General features: G+C 41.6%; 19 protein-coding genes and 2 pseudogenes. 2 read left to right on the top strand and 19 right to left on the bottom strand.

Features of this window, described 5'->3' with window-relative positions:
• The first annotated feature begins 11 nt into the window (after nt 1–11).
• Nucleotides 12–461 (top strand): hypothetical protein, encoded by a 450-nt coding sequence (locus QOW94_RS09610; protein WP_283680207.1) that lies wholly within the window; start codon nt 12–14, stop codon nt 459–461.
• A gap of 485 nt (nt 462–946) precedes the next feature.
• Here the strand turns inward: QOW94_RS09610 and QOW94_RS09605 are convergent.
• The 11 genes and pseudogenes from QOW94_RS09605 to sfsA all read right to left on the bottom strand — a co-directional run bounded on the left by QOW94_RS09605 (nt 947) and on the right by sfsA (nt 11,753).
• Nucleotides 947–1,648, bottom strand: a pseudogene (locus QOW94_RS09605) (glycerophosphodiester phosphodiesterase).
• A gap of 14 nt (nt 1,649–1,662) precedes the next feature.
• Nucleotides 1,663–2,994, bottom strand: a complete 1,332-nt coding sequence (locus QOW94_RS09600; RefSeq protein ID WP_283680205.1) for an ABC transporter substrate-binding protein — start codon at nt 2,992–2,994, stop codon at nt 1,663–1,665.
• Nucleotides 2,995–3,005: 11 nt separating this feature from the next.
• A complete protein-coding gene (locus QOW94_RS09595) occupies nt 3,006–3,770 on the bottom strand; it encodes a carbohydrate ABC transporter permease (protein ID WP_502867267.1) in 765 nt (254 codons plus the stop codon).
• Nucleotides 3,771–3,853: 83 nt separating this feature from the next.
• Nucleotides 3,854–4,705: a carbohydrate ABC transporter permease gene (locus tag QOW94_RS09590; protein WP_283680218.1), complete on the bottom strand. Its 852-nt coding sequence runs from the start codon at nt 4,703–4,705 to the stop codon at nt 3,854–3,856.
• A 70-nt stretch (nt 4,706–4,775) separates the two neighbouring features.
• Nucleotides 4,776–5,873: an ABC transporter ATP-binding protein gene (locus QOW94_RS09585; protein ID WP_283680203.1), complete on the bottom strand. Its 1,098-nt coding sequence runs from the start codon at nt 5,871–5,873 to the stop codon at nt 4,776–4,778.
• Between the two features lie 161 nt (nt 5,874–6,034).
• The gene (gene lepA, locus QOW94_RS09580) at nt 6,035–7,831 is read right to left on the bottom strand and encodes a translation elongation factor 4 (RefSeq protein WP_283680202.1); all 1,797 of its coding nucleotides are present in this window, start codon (nt 7,829–7,831) and stop codon (nt 6,035–6,037) included.
• Nucleotides 7,832–8,485 (bottom strand): TetR/AcrR family transcriptional regulator, encoded by a 654-nt coding sequence (locus QOW94_RS09575; RefSeq protein ID WP_283680199.1) that lies wholly within the window; start codon nt 8,483–8,485, stop codon nt 7,832–7,834.
• 130 nt (nt 8,486–8,615) lie between these two features.
• The gene (locus QOW94_RS09570) at nt 8,616–9,101 is read right to left on the bottom strand and encodes a flavodoxin (RefSeq protein ID WP_283680198.1); all 486 of its coding nucleotides are present in this window, start codon (nt 9,099–9,101) and stop codon (nt 8,616–8,618) included.
• A 24-nt stretch (nt 9,102–9,125) separates the two neighbouring features.
• Entirely contained in the window at nt 9,126–10,112 is a 987-nt protein-coding gene (locus QOW94_RS09565; RefSeq protein WP_283680216.1) for a DUF5776 domain-containing protein, read from the bottom strand.
• A gap of 60 nt (nt 10,113–10,172) precedes the next feature.
• A complete protein-coding gene (locus QOW94_RS09560) occupies nt 10,173–10,964 on the bottom strand; it encodes a C39 family peptidase (RefSeq protein ID WP_283680197.1) in 792 nt (263 codons plus the stop codon).
• 99 nt (nt 10,965–11,063) lie between these two features.
• On the bottom strand, nt 11,064–11,753 hold the full coding sequence (gene sfsA / locus QOW94_RS09555) for a DNA/RNA nuclease SfsA (RefSeq protein WP_283680196.1): 690 nt from the start codon (nt 11,751–11,753) through the stop codon (nt 11,064–11,066).
• Between the two features lie 137 nt (nt 11,754–11,890).
• Between sfsA and QOW94_RS09550 the strand changes: the two genes are divergently transcribed.
• The gene (locus QOW94_RS09550; protein WP_283680195.1) at nt 11,891–13,093 is read left to right on the top strand and encodes a PTS transporter subunit EIIC; all 1,203 of its coding nucleotides are present in this window, start codon (nt 11,891–11,893) and stop codon (nt 13,091–13,093) included.
• 65 nt (nt 13,094–13,158) lie between these two features.
• Here the strand turns inward: QOW94_RS09550 and QOW94_RS09545 are convergent, their stop codons facing one another.
• From QOW94_RS09545 to QOW94_RS09510, 8 genes and pseudogenes are all read right to left on the bottom strand, one after another.
• A complete protein-coding gene (locus tag QOW94_RS09545) occupies nt 13,159–13,926 on the bottom strand; it encodes an ABC transporter permease (RefSeq protein WP_283680194.1) in 768 nt (255 codons plus the stop codon).
• On the bottom strand, nt 13,926–14,798 hold the full coding sequence (locus QOW94_RS09540; protein WP_283680193.1) for an ATP-binding cassette domain-containing protein: 873 nt from the start codon (nt 14,796–14,798) through the stop codon (nt 13,926–13,928). Before QOW94_RS09540 ends, QOW94_RS09545 begins: the two co-directional genes overlap by 1 nt.
• Nucleotides 14,798–15,163: a GntR family transcriptional regulator gene (locus QOW94_RS09535; RefSeq protein WP_283680191.1), complete on the bottom strand. Its 366-nt coding sequence runs from the start codon at nt 15,161–15,163 to the stop codon at nt 14,798–14,800. The genes QOW94_RS09540 and QOW94_RS09535 overlap by 1 nt, the downstream gene beginning before the upstream one ends.
• A gap of 16 nt (nt 15,164–15,179) precedes the next feature.
• Nucleotides 15,180–17,030: an FtsX-like permease family protein gene (locus QOW94_RS09530; protein ID WP_283680190.1), complete on the bottom strand. Its 1,851-nt coding sequence runs from the start codon at nt 17,028–17,030 to the stop codon at nt 15,180–15,182.
• 19 nt (nt 17,031–17,049) lie between these two features.
• Complete coding sequence (locus tag QOW94_RS09525) at nt 17,050–17,802, bottom strand: ABC transporter ATP-binding protein (RefSeq protein ID WP_283680189.1); 753 nt, start codon at nt 17,800–17,802, stop codon at nt 17,050–17,052.
• Between the two features lie 240 nt (nt 17,803–18,042).
• Nucleotides 18,043–18,990 (bottom strand): serine hydrolase, encoded by a 948-nt coding sequence (locus QOW94_RS09520; RefSeq protein ID WP_283680188.1) that lies wholly within the window; start codon nt 18,988–18,990, stop codon nt 18,043–18,045.
• Nucleotides 18,971–19,708: a hypothetical protein gene (locus QOW94_RS09515; protein WP_283680187.1), complete on the bottom strand. Its 738-nt coding sequence runs from the start codon at nt 19,706–19,708 to the stop codon at nt 18,971–18,973. The genes QOW94_RS09520 and QOW94_RS09515 overlap by 20 nt, the downstream gene beginning before the upstream one ends.
• A gap of 103 nt (nt 19,709–19,811) precedes the next feature.
• Nucleotides 19,812–19,931: pseudogene (locus QOW94_RS09510) on the bottom strand (IS30 family transposase); the annotation flags it as partial.

The raw sequence follows: 19,931 nt of genomic DNA, 5'->3' as shown, positions 1-19,931 counted from the left end.
AGAAGGATTCCATGCAAGATCCTTGGGGTAACGGAAATAACAATAACGATGATGACAACAATAACGGTATGTTGCCAATTCCACCAAACTACGCAACCGTAGTTAATAAGGAGACTGGTGAAATTAGAATTGCCAAGGTCGGCTTCTCATTCACAGCCCTATTTTTCTTCGGTTTCTTACCAGCCGTTTTCAGATCAGACTGGTACAACTTTTTCTGTATGGTTTTCGTTGATTTCATTCTCTATATGGGAACATCAATGATATTTCATATTCCGTTAATCGATGCTCGAATTGCCGTTGACTACTTTGTTAACATCATTTGGGCGTTTCTCTACAACATGATGTACTTCAAGCATCTGTTTAATAAGGGATATGTACCAGCCGATGAACGTTCAAAAGAATTGTTGGTTCAAGCAAATTACCTAAAAATCAAGAGCGATGATGATCAAGATAACCAATAATAATTAACTAATCAAAAAGAGGGCTGTCCATATGACCGTTTGGTCATACGGAAGTCCTCTTTTTATATATTCACAAATTACAAACAAAAAGTCTAGCGATTATCACTCCACCAGACTTTTCCCTATTACTGGAAACATTATGTGTTTGTCTGAATCATAGGCATCTTGAAAGCTATGTTGCCTGGTCGCACGGGTAAAGCGAACAACGCCCCCCAACGATTGAATGCATGCTCGAACATCCCTGTTAACCATAACTATCAGACAAGTATAATGTAACATAGACGCGACATCAATAAAACATAATTCTGGAATAAGATTCTAATAACGGCGAATTTATATTACAACTAGATTATAGTTATCTAAGCCGTTCCAGTCAAATCGCCCTTTATTCTTAGTTGTTTTCACTAACCCTTACTAAAAAAGAATAGTAATTTTTATAAGCCTCTTGGTAACCAATTGATGTAACCGCTTTTTGAAAACGATTATCACTGAATGGCAATTCGTTTACAAGAATCGCGCACTTTTCTGGCTAATTCAAAATTATCGGTAATGATCCCTGCCACGCCATCTAGTACCAACTGCCGAATGTCACTCTCATTATTGACCGTCCAGATTCGTTCAGTGACATCACTGGCTTCTTGATAGTGATGTAGGTGAAGGCCACTAAGGTGCTCCTTATAAATAAACTCAGCCGGATGATTGACCCGACGATCAGTTAACAAGCAATACTGACCATCCGCAACAATTTGTCTGGCGATTCGTAAGCTTTCTAGGTTGAATGAAGAGTATATTACTGGATTAACCAGATTTGCATCCGCAACCATTGCCATTACTTGTTTTTCAATTCCTTTGTAGTGAATTTTGTTTGTCTTAAACTCGAGGTTTAAGCGAACATCATTCTTCCCGACCAACTAAAGAAATTCGGCTAAGGTTGGAATGCCCTCACCGTTTTCCAAATGAAATTCTCGAAGCTCATCATAAGTATAATCAACAACCCGACCAAAACCATCAGTTGTCCGATCAATTCGTTCATCATGAATGACCACCGGAACATTGTCTTTTGTCAGATGAACATCAAATTCCAATCCATCAATTCCCTGTTCCAACGCAAATGCAAATCCAGCCAATGAGTTTTCTGGAAACCGGGCTGGGTAGCCCCGATGTCCAAATATCAACGTTTTATTCATAGCGCACCTCCAAGTTAATAACCGTTCGCCTTATTGTTATTCTTGATAAACGTGTTCATTCCATCTTCTGCCGTCTTAAGTGAATCGCTGATGTTACTGCCACCGTAGATTTGCTGCATTGCGGTCTGAGTTAACACCCGCTCTTGAACCAAGCCCTCCAACAAAATTCCTGAGTTAGCATCATTAGGCACCGTCCGGGCAAGTTGTTCACTTGGTACCTTGGCAGCAGGTACTTTCTTGTACAAATTCTTTAAAGTATCCGTCTTTTGCGATTCCTTATTTAAAGCCATATATCCCGTTTGCTCCTGCCATTTAGCCTGATTTTCAGGTTTCATTAAGAACTTGGTAAACTCCCAAGCTCCGTTCTGAACGTTCTTAGGTTTATCATTCGAAATCCAAAGAGAAGCTCCTCCAATCGCCACGCCATTCGCCTTGTGACCATCGGCGTGAGGATAGAACGTTACGCCGAGTTTGTCCTTAGTTCCAGCGGTGATCTGCCCAATATCAGCGGATGACTGCAAGAAGATACCAAGTTTACCGGACAAGAAGGCTGCCATTTCATTAGCCGCAGCGTTACTTCCCGAGCCATAGTTCATAAAGTTACCCTTCTTGATATTATCGCGAACCCACTGCATAGCGGTTCTAGCGGCTGGCGTATCGATTTTAACCGCGGTTGGGGTGCTGCTCCGGCCATTATCATGATTAGCAAACTCTTCCTTCTGGTTGGCCATGAATTCTTCTAACAGCCATGCGTACTCTTCAACAGAAAGGCCCTTGATCTTACCGTGGGACTTTTGAATGATTTGAGTTGCCACCCTGGTGATATCACTGTAGCTTGGATCCTTAGGTGGGTTCTTGATTCCTAACCGTTTCAAGAGAGAAGCGTTGTAGTACAGCACCGGTTGAGAGGTGTTAAATGGCATTGAAAGTTGCTGGCCATTCTTTGAGTAGAACTTCTTGGCAACGGGCATAATTTTGCTCATGTCGTAATTATCCCGGTCGATAAATTTCTGGACGGGAGTTGCCAGTTTTAAATTACCAAGTTGAGTGGTTGAGATATCAAACGATTGAAAAAGGGCTGGTGATGCCCCAGAACCGTGAGTTTGGATGATTTTTTGAACCACCCCGTTGTAACTTCCTTCGTACTCCGGAACCACTTCATACTTCGACTGTGAGGCATTGAACTGTTTAGCAAACTTATCCAGCTGAACCTCCGCCGGACCAGTCATCTCATTCCAAAACACAATTTTAGTTTTACTGGCTGCTTTAGTCTTGACACACCCTGCCAAGCCAACTGAAAACATCAGCAGTAAAGCCAACATCCCAAATATCTTAGAGCGTTTCATAGCGATCTCCTTTACTTAACTGAACCTTCGTTGAGCCCAGCCTTAAAGTAGTGTTGCCCAATGAAGAGAACGATCAAGGTTGGTATCACCACAATGGCGGCACTTGCTTGAATCATCCCCCAGTTATTGAACGTTTCTTGTGACTGCAGTTGCTTCAACCCATCCTGGACTGGTCTAAACTTGTCCGAGAAGGTGGTCAACATTGGCCAGAGGTATTGATTCCAACTCCCAAGAAAACTGTAAGCAGCGAGCGTCAACAGACTGATTCGGCAGTATGGCAACGCAACGTGCCAGTAGTACTGTAAGTGGGATAAGCCTTCAATGTCGCTGGCTTCCTTGAGTTCGTTTGGCATTTGCATAAATGCTTGTCTGAGCATGAAGGTTCCAAACGCCGTCGTCAAAAACGGCACGATCATTACTGCATAGTGGTCAAGCAACCCCATTTGGCGCACCGTTGTAAAGTTTGGAATTACTTGAGCCTCGAACGGCAACATCATGGTTGATAAGAACACGTAGAATAGCACCTTACGGCCCTTAAATCTGAGGAACACAAACGCGTACGCAGCCATCGAACAGAATAGCAACTGCGCTAGCATTGTAATCGTTGAGATTACCAAACTATTAAACAGATACCGAAGGATCGGGGTGGTCGTCACCGCATCAACGTAGTTTTGAAAGGTCATGTGTGAGCTAAACAGCGCTCCCTTAGCAATATCCGCCGTTGGGAGAAAGCTAGTCCAAATTCCAAGGATAAACGGACTGACCACGATCAGCATCAGAAAAATCAAGAATCCATATTTAGCAACTTTTGCGTATGCTTCGAGCCGACTTTTCGTCGGAATTGGTCCCATTAGTTCCATTAGTAATTCACCCGTTTCTCAAGTAGCTTGAATTGAAGTAACGTCATTACCGCAATAATTACAGTTAAAATAATCGACTCGGTACTTGCCTGACCGTAATTACCGTTTAAAAATGCGTCCTGGTAGATTCGATAAACTAGCAGGTTAGTTGCGTTATTTGGTCCCCCCGCAGTCATGAGGTCAATCAGCCCAAAACTCTTGAAGGCATCAATCAACGTGACGATCATTACGAAAAACAGCGTTGGTGAAATCATTGGTACCGTAATATGTAAGACTTGGTACCACTTTGAGGTCCCAGCAATTTCCGCTGCTTCGTACAAACTGCTTGGTACCTGTTGCAACGAACCAAATAAGATTAAGAAAGTGAACCCTAGGTGCATCCAAACCGTGGTGATAACAATCGCGGCCATCGCCAGTTTAGGATCAGTCATCCAGTTCAAGACTGGCAAATGAAGCGCGTTTGATAACTGAGTCAAAATTCCAACTGATGGGTTGAACACGAACAGCCAGAAAATGGCCGCTACCGAGACCGAAACCCCCATCGTTGATGAAAACAACGTTCTAAAAATTTTGATTCCCTTAAGATGCTGATTAGCTGCAACTGCTAGCACTAACCCTAAAACAACGGTAATTGCTGAAACTAAAATGACATAAGTCAGGGTCGCTACCAGGCTGGCAATATAGCTTGGGTTTTTAAGAAGTGAAATATAGTTGGTTAGGCCGATAAAGACGGTTCCTTCACCAGCATCGTTTGTTAAGAAGAAGCTAAGATACAGGGTCTTCAACATTGGATAAAAGACAAAAATTCCAAGGACTAGTAATGATGGCCCTAAAAATAATAGTGCCGCCATGTGTTCCCTAACCCACGCTTTACTTAACCGTGACGATACCGAATGATGACCGGCACCAACCACGCCCGTTTTACTGGGTACTGATTGCTGTTCCATATGCTGGGACCTCCTCTTCATCAAATACATAAGTATGATTGTTACTGTCAAAGACAAATAGCTTCTTAGCACCCTCGATTCTGATTAAATCGTCATCCCGAATACTAAGTTTGTTGGAAACCACCAAACGAATCTCCTCACCCGGAGTTAGCTTGGCAGTTGCGACTGTTCGGTCGCCAAGGTAAGAAACTGACAAGACCCGCGCGTTAGAATCACGAGTATCAACAACCACTTTCAAATCATCAGGGCGGATTCCAACCGTGTATTTCCCGGAATCTGGCATTACCCGTCTGGACTTGAATACCAACTGGTCGTTGACTTTCAAGTCATCGCCTTCAGCCTCCGCAGTGAGCAAGTTGATTTGAGGAGTTCCAAAGAACCGTGATACAAACTCATTGTTTGGTCGGTTGTAAATAGAGATTGGGGTGTCGAGCTGCTGAACCCTAGCATCGTTTAGTACCATAACCCGGTCGGCCATTGTCATCGCCTCGACTTGATCGTGGGTAACGTAGATTACGGTAATGCCCAGTTGGCGTTGCAGTTCTTTTAATTCCAGTCGCATCTTGGCTCTTAATTGAGCATCCAAGTTGGACAGTGGCTCATCCATCAAACAAACTTTGGCGTCCGAAGCAATTGCCCTTGCTAAGGCAACCCGTTGGCGTTGACCCCCGGACAAAGCGGCTGGCTTCCTAGTCTCAAAATCAACCAAATTAACCATTTCAATTGCTTTATCGACTCGGTTTTTAATTTCATCTGCCGGCATCTTTCTAGCCTTCAATCCAAACGCCACATTATCCCGAACCGAAAGAAATGGAAATAATGCGTAACTTTGGAATACCATGGATAAGTTCCGTTCCTTTGGGGCCAAGTCATTTGCGACTTGATCATCAATAACGACATCGCCACCGGAGACCGGAATCAACCCAGAAATCATTCTGAGTAACGTACTTTTACCACAGCCGGAAGGCCCAACGATGACGAAGAACTCACCGTCTTGAATCGTGACATTGACGTCTTCGAGAACGGGGACACCATCGTAAGATTTACTAACGTGTTTCAGTTGAATTGCCATCTAACTCACCTACTTCTTGAATTTGTAGTATTTCTTAACTACAAGTTCATTGTAGAAAATCAATGTTTATATTCGGTAAATCGAATGTATAAATTGTGTAAATATTGAATCAAAAAAATTCGGTAGCAGACTAACGCTGGCTACCGAATTTTTACCTTTTACTATTCTCTTGTTTCCAAAATAGCGTTAAACACACTCTGAGGTAACTTAATATCACTATGAGCTGATTTACGCTTATTAATATTTTGCCTTCTCAATAAAGCCTGTTTCTTCGACACACTCTTCTTGTCATCACTCACCGCTGCATTCTTTCGCAATGGTGGCACATCAACCCTAGCAATTGCCTTACCTTCTACTACAGCCTGAACGGGCATTGGGTATAGTTTTCTTGGAATTGTATACTTCAATTTATGGACCAATTCTTGAGTTTGTTGGGGAGCATCAATTCGATGCGTGATAAATGCCAGTGAATCAACATCTGCATAGTTAATTCTAACGTCAACCCTCACTACATCAGCAATGCGGTATTCTTTAAAACTCGAAGCCAACGTAGCATAACCATGACTGATTGATTTCAATTTATTGAAAAAATCAAACGCAATTTCCGCTAGTGGCATACTATACGTAACTCTCAGCAAGCCGTCTTCATCTGATAAGTCCGCTAACTCGCCCTTATACTTCTCTGCCAACTTCATGACATCGTTAAGCATCTCATTTGGCGTGGTAATTATCGCTGTCACGTACGGTTCTTCCACCCACTCTATTTCTGAAAATTCTGGGAATTGACTTGGATTGGCAACGGTAATTTCTTCACCCGTTTTCAAAACCACGTGATAAGTTACGTTAGGAGATGTTGCTAACACGCTAACCCCATATTCATCCTTCAACCGTTCCCGAATTATCTGTAAATGAAAGCCACCAAGAAACCCGCATCTAAATCCCGGTCCCAATGCGTCAGAAACTTCTTCATGATAGTGAAAAGCTGGATCATTAAGAGCAACCTTCTCAATTGCAGCTTTCAAATCAGGATATGACGTTTCATCAGGATAGATTCCAGCAAATACAACTGGCTCGGCTTCAGAATATCCTGGAAGGGGGTTGGTTGCTCCACCTTGAGTAATCGTAAGCGTATCACCCACTCTAACCTTACCCGGGTCCTTGATTCCCGTGACAACATAGCCAACCTGGCCAACTCCTAATTCCTTAGTTGGCTGTTGCATTGGACTTAAAATTCCAATTTCACTTGGAGTTATCTGCAAGTGATTTGCCATTAACTCGGCATTGACTCCAGTTTCTATTCTGCCATCAACCACGCGCACATACGCAACAATCCCTTTGAACTGATCGTATTGAGTATCAAACACCAACCCTTTGAGTGGGCGCGATTTATCGCCACTTGGAGCTGGAATTGAAGCCACAATTTCTTCCAACACATCATGGACCCCACCCCCTGTTTTAGCGGAAATTTTAATCGCATCAATAGTAGCCAAACTGCTATCAAGACCACGGATTTGAGCCAAAGTGCGGTCAACTTCCGCAGATTGGCTATCAATTTTGTTAATAACTGGAATGATTTTAAGCCCTGCCTGTTTGGCAAGCCGAAAATTGGCAACTGTTTGGGCTTGAACGCCCTTGGTGGCATCAACCAGGAGAATTGCACCTTCACACGCAGATAAGCTTCGACTAACTTCATAAGCGAAGTCCACATGGCCAGGGGTATCAATAAAGTTCAATTCATATTCCTGGCCATTATCGGCCCGATAACGATTAGTCACCGTCCGCGATTTCACCGTCACTCCATGGGCCTTCTCAACTTCCAGGTCGTCTAGTAACTGGTCCTGTTGCTCCCGCTGACTAATTGTTTCGGTTTGTTCCATAATTCTGTCCGCTAACGTCGACTTACCATGGTCAATATGAGCAATTATCGCAAAGTTACGAATCATATTTTGATTAACCATCTACTCAATTCCGTTCCTTTCCGCAAATCCATTAAGATAATCCGTCATTAATTGGACAGATTCGGTCTTTATATCAATATCAAAATCATTAAAGTTCGCTACGGGTTGCCGATTGAAATCACTTAATCCAGAAAGGTTCATTAAACCACTGATAATCGCACTTTGAATCACAAACAGATGGCTAGCGTCACTAACAGTTATCTCCGTAAATTGGTCGTGAATCTTTTGCCCCAATTCTTCATTAACTTGATATAACCGTTTTCGCTCTGAAATCGTCTGGTCCTGATCCGCATTAACTTCTAGAATTGGTTGGCGGAGAGAATTCAGTCGCAATAACGTTCCATGACTAATAACTAATTCAGCCGTAGTTGTTTGAATAAACTCGGTAACTGTATCCCAGCTATGTACCGGAGACTTATCCAGACGGGTAATCAGTTCCGCAAAGTATTGCTGGTACCCGGTAAGCAGTAAGTACATAAATACATTTTCCTTTGTTTTGAAATAATTAAAAAGGGTTCCCTTGGATACCCCCGCCTTTGAGGCAATCATATTCATTGAAATCTGGGTAAACTGATTGGTATTAAACAGGCCTAAAGCAGCTACCGCAATTTGATTAGCCTTATTTTCCTTTTCTTGATTAGTTAAAAAGTTCATCGGTTTCTCCAAAACTGACCACCGGTCATTTTTAGTTATGATTATCCTTGCAAACGATAAAAATGTCAATAATGGTTATCAATGCCCAAAGTTAAAAAGGCCAACCCCATTAACGGGGTCAGCCTTTTGATTACAACAATCCATATTCACTTAATCTTTTTTCAAGATCCACATCATCATTATCGTATCTAAAACCAGGGATAAATTCCGCGTGGTTTTCTTCAACTAACTTCTTAATGATTGGTTCTGTATCCTCATACGGTGAGGTTGAACTAGTTGAAAATGGAATGATTTTTTTACCAGTAAAATCAAATTTTTCAAATAGTGAATGAATCACCATTGGTGGTTGTGACCACCAGGTTGGGTACCCAATCATAATCGTGTCGTATTCCTTTAGGTTGGGAACAGCAGTATCAACGATTGGTAGTAATTGGAGTTCAAACTGACGCTTTGCGACCCTCATGTAATCTTCATAGGCCTCAGGAAATGGTTCGTGCTGTCTGATTCTAATAAGATCTCCATCGGTGAGTTCTTGAATCGTTTTGGCCGCCCGCTGAGTATTTCCAGTGAGTGAGCAGTATAAGATTAGCAATTTGGTGTCGGTTTGGTTCGTCATGAATGTGCCTCCGTTTGATTTAATTTAAATGAATGGTCGTTTGATTCCTGCAATGTATGAACGTTGACCATTCTTAATTGGTTGAACCATGATTTTTGGTGGCCAGCTTTCGATAACTCGGTTATGGCCAAGATAAATAGCAACATGCCAAATAGTATGTGTTCCAGGTTGATAATAGAACACTAAGTCTCCACGTTGACGGTGGCTGTACGCTACTCGTTTCAACTTCTTTGCAGCCCAGAGGTTACGTGAATTCCATTCGTTTCCTGGATATGCGTGATGAATTGAACTAGTAGGTAGTGGATTGATTCCACCAGCATAGAGTGCTTGGATTGCCAATCCTGAACAATCCGTCCCATATTTCGGACTTGATGATGATCCAACCAAGTATGGATTACCCATATATTTGTACGCTTGCTTGATCATCGCTTCAATATGAGCTTTCCGACCTTGCCATGCTTGAGCTTTCAATGGGGCAATATAGCTATCAATTCCCGTCCAAGCCTTTTTAGAATAACCCATCTTCAACCAAGTTTTTTCGTCAACATTACCAGTAACTTTTAGGTGATGTTTTCGTTGGAAATTCTTAACGGCATAATATGTTGCCTGATTATATTTATTGTAACCCGCATAGGTGTGCATCTTCCGCATGATGAAGTTAGTTTTAATTCCTTCATAGCCACGCTTAACCGTGTAACCGATCTTACCGTAGGGTTTGATTTGCTTATATTGAACTTGATAGTACTTTTTAGGATTTTGATACCCCGCACTCTTTGCAACAAACGCTTTGTTCGCAGTTAAATAGTTACCACCCGTGGTCTTTAAAGAGGGCGCCTTCGAATCAGCATTTACAACTGATTTAATATGAAGAAATTCACCCTTTTTAACGGTTTTCAGAGTCTTAGTTCTTGCTTCATTTTTGTAAAGTTTGATTGTTTTCTTTGTTTTAACAATCGTCGGATTAGTTGAAATGTAGTTTGTCTGGCTAGCTGCATTCGCAGTAATCCCCATTGACAAGGCTGCAAAGCCTGTCGCTAATACCAATTTAATTTTCATTTGTAGTTACTCTCCCTAATAGCCCAATGCTCTATATTTGTCCGCCTTGCGGTGCTGATGAAATGCCTTGATTGACATACTAGTCTTTTTCTTCGTCCAGGGGTCGTTATAGTATACCCTCGTTTTTGAATAACCAGTTACGGTCAAGGCGTGATTAACAAACCCGTCAACGCCTGCAACCCAGACGACTACCGGTTTATTGTCATTAATTTGGTCCTTGATTTGGCTAAAACTGTCGCCAGTCATATCTATCGAACTGCCAAGATGATGTTTAACTAACTTAGTTAGTCCTTTGGGATAAATCCACCAACCCGACTTGGAATAAGGATTCCCAACAAACCCTTTATTCGGATTAGAACTTCGTGGCATTTCCCGTGCTAGCTCAAACTTGGTTGAGTTATCACCAGCATAATTGAGCATCATAGTAGTCGCAGTAATCTCACAACCCGTAGGTAATTGTGGTCGTTGACCAACCATCTTCACGGATAGTTTCCGATAAGTGTGCCCTAAAGCATTATCGTTGAGCCATCCAACCACATGATGGTTATAGGTGAACTTTTCATAAGTCACTCCATCTTTCACCTGTTCCCGATACACGTGAACGGTTTTTCCAGCATATGTATTTTCAGTCTGGTTTTCAACGTTTGGATCGTCAGTTAGGCTTGTCAAAACGTCATATTTATTCGCAGATGGTTTCAACGTGACATAATAACTGACAGTTGGCGTTGGCTTGCTACTCGCAAGAGCTTGCGGAACAGCCAAACACGCCCACGCAATAAAGGCCGCAAAAATAACCCTAAACTTCATAATTCCCTCCATATCCCCAAAAATCATAAAAACATAAAACCATACTTATGATTTTAGCTGATAAATGGCTGGTACACAACGAAAAATGTCAATTTATCGTTACTTAAAGTTAATTACCTGTCGTAGTTTCATTTCACCCGGAGTTACTACACAATCACAGGCAACAACGTGAACCCCTCGACGGACGGCATCGTTAATTGCCGCAGCAAGTTTTGGTGCCATCGCTAAATTAATCGTCATATCCGATACATAATCCATCTGGACGACAAAGTATAGGTATGCATGATCCCCATTCTTCACGGCGTTGGTCATCGTCTTGACATGCTTCACTGCCCTTGTGGTTGGAGCGTCTGGAAACTTGGCGATGCCATCCATTTCTAGCGTTACCCCTTTAGTTTCAATCCAACAATTACGTTTATCAGCAGTTAGCCCCCAGAAATCAATCCTCGAATCATCGATCTTGGTCTCAGGTTTAAATTCTACTAATTTAGGAACTCCTGGAATTGATAATGATTCTGCCAAGCTTTCCTTAACCACAGCGTTTGGAGCCTGGCTATCTATATTTATCCAATGGCCAAGTTTATTGACCGCAACCAAATCATAGTCAGTTTTACGCTTGGGACCAGGATTATGGACAACACTTACTTCATAGCCAGGAACTAGCAGTTCAACATTCCGACCAGTATTTTTCAAGTGAACAATTATTTCTTGGCCGTCTAACTCACAAATCACCGTGAATCGGTTGATTTTTTTAACAAACTTGGCAATATGATAGTTTGAATACTTCATTTTCATCACTTCTTTCATTAATGACAGGTTACAATCACCCAAGTTATGTAACAATCACAATACAATCTGTTCAAACGGTTGCATATTTTCTGAAAGTCGGTAAACTGGCAAAGTAACTTTTTTTAGGAGGTAGTGCTTTGGCATTCGTAAAAAATTCTTTGGTTTTCACCAAGAAACAACTTATTAACTTCATCAACACTTTGGCAGATATTTTCGTCCCTATTATCCCGGCAATCGTTGCCGCAGGTCTCTTAATGGCGATTCATAATCTGCTTACGGCTCCCCATTTATTCGCGGCTCAATCTATTATCCAAATGTACCCGAGTCTGCGGGGAACCGCTGCGTTTGTTAATATGTTGGCCAACGCACCGTTTACATTTCTTCCAATTCTAATCGGCTTTTCCGCAACTAAAAAATTCGGTGGTAATCCCTATCTAGGTGCCGCAATGGCAATGATGATGGTATCACCCGCCTTAGTTAGTGGTTATGATGTCAGCACAGCAATTGCTCATCACACCCTAACAAGCTGGAATCTTCTTGGCCTAGATGTTGCCAAGGCAGGCTATCAAGGATCGGTAATCCCAATGCTGGCGGTTGCTTGGCTATTGGCCACCACTGAAAAATGGCTTCACAAAAAGATGCCAAAAACATTGGATTATACATTTACCCCATTACTAGCTATTTTGTTTACTGGTGTCCTAACGTTCGTTATTGTAGGACCTGCAATGAGAGTGGTCAGCGATGGCGTAACTAACGGCCTACTGGCTCTCTACAACACCACCGGCCCGATTGGAACCGGCATCCTAGGCTTATTATACGCCCCATTAGTAATCACTGGACTTCACCAAAGCTTTCCAGCGATTGAAACTCAGTTGATTGCGAACATCAAGTCAACTGGTGGAACCTTTATCTTCCCAATCGCCACCATTTCTAACATTGCTCAGGGAGCTGCTTCCCTTGCCGTTTTCTTCCTAACCAAGGAAACTAAGCAACGGAGTTTAGCATCGTCCGCAAGTTTTTCCGCGCTGCTTGGCATCACTGAACCAGCAATGTTTGGTGTTAATCTGAAACTCAAATTCCCATTTATCTCATCAATAATTGGCTCAGCATTTGGTTCAATTTATCTGGGTCTAACTCACGTTCTTGCCGTTTCACTAGGATCAAACAGCGTACTGGGCTTCATCAGCATCGCCCCTCACGCCATCCCATCATTCCTGATTGCTAACGTAATTGCATTTGTTGTCAGCTTTACCCTGACATTCGTTCAAGGTAAGCGGCAGGAGGAAGAGGTGTTCCAAAGCCTTGGGGCAGAAGCACCAAAAGATGCTGTAACTGCATAATATTCCAACAAAAACAACCGCCTCGAGGTTTCCCTCGAAGCGGTTGTTTTACTATTTTTAAATGATTATTCTCTTTTTAACTGCTTCTTACTAAAGAAGTACTTCGATAAGCTAGCCATCGCAACGGCCCAAATCAAGTTTGCTCCCATAAATGGGAAGGGGTTGAACGGTCCCGTCTTTGCGTACCCGATAATGAATTTAACAAAATCGGCCACCCAGGAAACACTCAAACTATAGCTAGCGATTGATCTAGCCACAAACATTAGCGTCACAAAGGCCACGATTGGTCCGGCAATCAAGATCAAGCGTTGAAGCCGTTTTGAAAACAACGATAGAAAACTACCAACTGCCATCCCAGTCATCGCAATCGCCGATGTGGTTAACCACGTAAAGATTAGGTTTGCAATAAACGACACGATATCGTTGGTGAAGAAACCACCATAAGCATTCAAATACGTATCAAACTTTTCAACGCCGGTCAGTGGCATAGTCAGGTAACCGTACAAAACATTGGCAACCGCCCCAATTGCTGCGATAGCAATCAAAACATAAAGCTGACTAATGAAGAAAGTTCTTCTTGAAATTCCGTTTTGAATCAGCAACTTAAAATTCTCATACGTCAGCGCAGAAATCGCAAAGATGAAGAAAGAGAAGATTGCGACAACCCCATCAGCTTGCAGGTTTCCCCGCCAGTTAAAGTTGTTCAAAGTTCCGGTTAGCAGTGATAAGACAAACGGCAGGATAATCAAGATTCCGATTGCCCATAGATACATCCAACCAACGAGGGAGATTTGACGCTTAAATAATAATTTTGAAGTTTGTTGAATCTTCATTATTTGCTTCCTCCCTTGCTAGCGTTATTCGTTAAGAACACAAATAGTTTTTGCAAATCAAAGTTAGATAATTGAACGGTATCGGGTAGGATCCGGTCATCAAGGTCACCGTAAACGTAGTTAGTCTTGAGGGTTCCCATCGTTTCAACTCCAATGATGTTAAGACCACTAGTGTACTTATCAACGTCTGATGCTAGTCCAACAACCGAGTGAGTCTTTTCCAAAACATCTTCAACCGGCTTATCCAAAAGCACGCGTCCCTGATCAATCACGACCACATCACTGATAATATTAGCAACTTCTTCAATCAAGTGGGTTGAAATCAAGAACGTCCGGGGATTATCCGAAAATGTTTGAATCAATTCTTTGTAGAACAACTCACGGTGATTAGCATCAAGTCCAAGGACTGGCTCATCCAGAATGACAAACTTAACGGGAACGCTAAGTGCCAAAATCAGCTTAAAAATAGAAGTGTACCCAGTAGATAGCTTCCCGAATTTTTGATTAAGGTCCAGGTCAAACTCGTCAGCCAAATGGTTGGCGTAATCCCTGTCGAAACCACCGTAAAGCAGTTCCGTTTCATCAATAATTTGGCTAAGTTTCGTACCGTTAGTGTAAAGATCAACTTCACTCATTAAGTACATTAGGCCAAGTTTACTATCATTATCAAACACCGACTCAGAGTCAATGTTCACGTCACCTGCATCCGGAAAGATGCGGTTGGTAATGATGTTTAGCAAAGTAGACTTTCCGGCCCCATTTCGTCCAAGAAGGCCATAAATCTTTCCTTCTTCAAAATGTAACGTCACGTCGTTTAGCACATTATGAGAACCAAACGATTTTGATACGTGGTCAATTGTTAATAGGCTCACTATTCAAAACCTCTCTTTATCTGATTTATTAATTCTTCCTCAGAAATGTTCAAACTCCGTGCTTCGGAAACGAGGCTTTTAACGTACTGATCGTAAAAATGATCTCGCTTTTCTTTCCTGATTTTGTCTTGAGCACCTGATGAAACAAACATCCCTAGTCCCCGTCGTTTTTCCAGCAACCCCCGGTCAACGACCATGTTCATGCCCTTAAGCACCGTTGCTGGATTAATATGGAACTCCTTTGAAATTTCAGTGGTTGAAGGGATTTGCTCCCCCTCAACAAAACCACCGGTAACGATTGTATTTTCAATTTGCTCTGCGATTTGGCGGTAGATTGGTTCAGAATTATCAAACTCAAACTGCATTAATGCCACCTACCCCTTATTTTTCAATTTTTGTCTTTGGCACCACAAAGTTGTTGTAAATTGCAACCGTAACCGCGTAGTACACGAGATATAGTATCACAAATACCAGCGCAGATACATAGAATACTGGGTAAGGATCCGTCAGTAATTGGGCTGAGACGAACATCTGCAGACCGAAGACGACATCAATCAATCCCAAGATAGCTGGAAGGGCAAACAAGCCAAAGATTTGAGTTCTGATTGAACCCTTCATTACTGACCGCCGAGTCCCAATCTTGTTAAGCATTGCGTATCGCTTAGCATCGACCGAGGTCCCACTAAGAATCTTGAACATTAGGCAACTAGCAAGCATTGCCAAGAATGCGATTCCTAGGAAAATTCCCATGAATTCAAAGCTACCAAAAATTCCGTTCATCAATACGTACATCGTGTAGGCACCACCAACGACACCCATTTTACCTGCGGCTTTTTGTTGGATGGTGTTAATTTTGTTAAGAACGGTGTTGTTAGCAGCCATGTCCTTAACGCGAACCATCATGATTTGTTTCTTTTCGCCCCCAAGTTGAGCAAACGTTGATGAGCTAACGATCTTCATTTGCTTGGCTTGATCTTTAGCATCAAACAGTGATGCCAAGCGTTGGTTAGCTTCACTACCACGTTTGTTCATATCAGTGATGGAAGCTTTTCTTATTTTGTAAGAGTAACTTTGTTTCTTGTCATTAACCTTAACTTGAATACCTTTATTAGTATCCTTCACCCGTTTAGGGTAATAGAATGGATGCTCTTCAAATTGAGCAGCGTTAAGGTAGTTCCCAGTTTGACCCGAACGAATATCGTAAGTCCTAACAGTCTTACCGTCCAATTTATTAACTAATTGCTTCTCTTTTGCAGTTGGGTTGGTGATTGCTAAGGTGTAGTAATCATTAGCAGTAGCCATTTGGGGAATTAAGTTTTTAAACCCAACTCCGACGGTAATAGCACCTAAAGCCAAGGCAAACAAAAGCGAAACAACGGTCAAAATCTTCGTAAAGTCGTTGATTCGGAACTTAAGCTGCGAAATGGTAAATGAGCCAAGGCCCTTTTGAGCCATTGCGGTATGTTGAATCGAATCTAACAAAGCGACAAACAATGAGCGGAATAGGAAGTACGTTCCAAGAACGATTGTTACCAGAGCAATCCCAATTCCAACCATTTGAAGGTCATTGATTCTAAACATTACTGAGTAACCAACACCCAACAGAATAAGGCCCAAAATTCCCTGAATCGTCAAAGACAACTTTGAAGGTTGCTTCCAGTCAGTGTTTTGTTCTGATTTCAATAAGTCAAGAGCTGATGACTTAGTAAAAGTATGGTTATTAAGAAAACCAGAGAGTACGAACAGCACTGCAAAGAAAATCAATGTGTATAAAATAGCAGGTCCGTAAATGGCTGAAAAATTATTCTTTGGTAAGGCTAAGGTATCAAACATGAAGCCACTGATTAATTGGGTGATTCCGGCACCAAGCACGATACCGATGACCGTACTGATCATTCCAATCATGATGGTTTCAAGCCCAATCAATAATCCAATCTTTCGAGGACGGGCTCCGAGCATCATGAACAGACCATAGTCATGTTTTCTCATTGTTAGCAGGAACGTATTAGCATACGACACGTACACTAACGTAATGATTCCAAGCAAAATTGCTCCTAGCATGAAGACGTAACGAGCAATACTACCTACACTAGTTGAAGTAACAAATTCCTTATTAACGGCAATTGATTCGAACATGTAGAAGATTGCCGATGACATAATCAAGCCTGAAAACAGAACCAGATAGTCTTTAAATCGGGAACGAATCCCACTTAATGATAATTTTAATAACATTTTATTCGGCTCCTTCTTCTTATTGTTCGAATGTTCCAAGGCGGTTTAGAATTTCTTGATAGAAGTCTTGACGACTCTTACCTTCGGCACTGATCTCATCACCGATTTTACCGTCCTTGATGAACATGATTCGTTTACAGAAACTAGCTGAGAATGGATCATGGGTTACAAGGAGAATTGAAACTCCTTGCGAGTTAATGTCAGTTAGTGCATCCATCATTTCCCGAGCGTTGTTAGAATCAAGGGCTCCGGTTGGTTCATCACCAAAGATGATTGATGGCTCTGCGACTAAAGCTCTAGCAGCGGCAACCCGTTGCTTTTGACCACCAGAAAGTTGATTTGGAAATTTATCAATGATGTCTTCGATATTAACTTTCTTGGCAGCTAATTCAACAGCAACCTTGATTGCCTTTGGCTTTGCGTTTTGAAGTGAAAGTGGCAAAGCGATGTTTTCACGAGCAGTTAATGTTTCAACCAAGTTAAAGTCTTGGAAGATGAAACCAAGTTTTTGTGATCTAAAGTCTGCCATTTGGTTTGGTCGTAACTTAGTAACGTCCTTACCATCAATTGCAACTTGGCCAGAAGTTGGTTGGTCGAGCGTAGCTAAGATGTTAAGCAACGTCGTCTTACCTGAACCAGACGCACCCATGATTCCAACAAACTCACCCTCTTCTACTGAGAATGAGATTCCTTTAAGTGCCTCGTAAGGCTTTTCTGTTTTTTCACCGTAGATCTTATGAACGTCTTGAGTTGTTAAAATTGTTTTAGTCATGATTATCCTCCATGTTGGTTCATTACTTATGTAACTAACTATATGAGTAGGTAAGCAAAAAGTCAACAAAATATTTGAAATGGTCTGGGCAGCTTGCTGTCATTTCCCGTCACAGCAGCATTATCGGCAAATATTATATTTTTATGAAGGTCTCATTGGGTTAGTTGCTCCACTGTTTAAGTAAAGAAAGCCATAAAAAACGCCAAGAATTTCATTTTGAAATTCTTGACGTCTTCATAATCACTTCAGTAATACTTTGCTATTAGTCAATTTATAACCCAAATTAGCCATTGCCTTTGTCTGGCGCTGAATTTGGCTACCCTGAGATAGAACGACAACTACTATCTTTTTGCTATTATGCGTAAACACAGCTGCATCGTTTTGAACCCCATAATCCGGAAATTCGCCAGTCTTATTGTGAACGACCCAAGGTTGACTAACCCTTGCCGGCAACTTAGTTTGATTGGCATTTCCCCGCATGTAGTTTAGAAATAACTTGTCATACGTTTTGCCAAGCAGCTTACCTGTCGAAACTTTAGTTAACAGTTTACCGAGATCCGCCACACTAGTTTCATTGTCCCGACCAGAGTTCAATGCGTTATAGTCCAACATTTTTCGCTTCAAACTGGTTTGCTTGAAACCACGCTTTTTGATGGCCTTATTTAACTTGCTTACACCACCAAGCTGCGTAATCATCGCGTTGGTGGCTGTGTTATCACTATTTTTAATCATTAAGTTAAGCAACTTACCCAGCTGCATTGAATGAATTCCCGTTCCAGACAAACTACCAGTCCCACCAACCGTATCCCTTGAACTAATATTAACTGGCTGGTTTAGGCTCAGCTTACCTTCCTTAACCTTAGCTAAGGTTGCCATCAAAATATACAGCTTGATAACACTTGCTGACCGTTGAACCTGATTATTTTCTTGCCAATGCTTATTAGACCGTGGTAACCCAACATATACTGATGTCTTCCCACCAGCTGTCTGAATAGTTGATTTCATCAGCTTAGTAACCAGTTTTTTGGACTTATCAACTTTAACGGGGGTTGGCTTACTGACCTTTTTAGTGACCGAAACAGACTCTTTTGCGTGGTTATTATCAACTGGTTTTGACGCACCGCTTGAACATCCAGCGAGCAGAACTGCTACCACTACACTTAATAGACTACTGAACCCAAACTTCATTGACGCCTCCATCACGAGATTGACCATCAGTTAAAACAGAATCGCCTGCATACGATGTGTAACCATAGTAAGTCTCTGTGTCCCCATTACTCCAAGTGACATCAACTCTAACATTTGAAGAGATAGTTTTCGTCTTATCAGTATCGGTGGTTACATCATAAGAAAGAACATCTTTGGTTTCTGGCGAAACGGTAGCCACACCATGTGAACTTTTACCGCCATCATTAGATTTAACGATCTTACCATCAGAATCAATCTCTAAATCGCTTTGAGACCGATCTGAATCGGGATCGTAAAAGGAATAATCACCAACAAATTTGGAATAGTTAGAAAAGCTATCATTTGTGCTTAAATCGACATTCTTCTTGTCAGATTTCTGACTCTCAGTATTTTGTTTCTTAGTACTTTTTGACAACTCCGAATCATTACTCCGTTTGATTTTAAAATACTCAGTTTTTAGTGAACTAAAGCCATTCTTATTCAAATCAGCTTCTTTAATTCCGTTCATTGCATTACTTGAGCCTTCATAGTTACCACTTTCATTCAAATTCTTCGCAATTTCAATTTTTTTCTTGTACTCAGAAAACTTTGGATTATTTGTACTAGTTTGTTTCTGCGATTGACTATTACTGTTGCTTGAGTTGCCACTAGTAGAGCAACCGGCCAACGCAAGTAACGGTAACAAGCCACACATAAGTAAAGCTCCGCCCTTTTTCATAAATCAAATACCCCTATATTTTATTTTTGTTATATTTTTATAATAAAATAACTTCAACTGAATTACTAGTATGTAAAAGCCAAATTAATAGGTTCCTGAATTGTCAAATTAAGTGCAACGCAACGTTAAAGAATGACTCATATGGTGTTTTCCAGCCTAGACATTTACGAGGACGCTTGTTCAACTTAGTGGCATAGCCCTGAATTTCTTTATCATTGATGGT

The sequence above is a fragment of the Lentilactobacillus sp. Marseille-Q4993 genome, from assembly GCF_951230165.1.
Classification (GTDB): domain Bacteria; phylum Bacillota; class Bacilli; order Lactobacillales; family Lactobacillaceae; genus Lentilactobacillus.
Note: the sequence above shows the minus strand (reverse complement) of the source record. Positions and strands in the feature narration are given on the sequence as shown.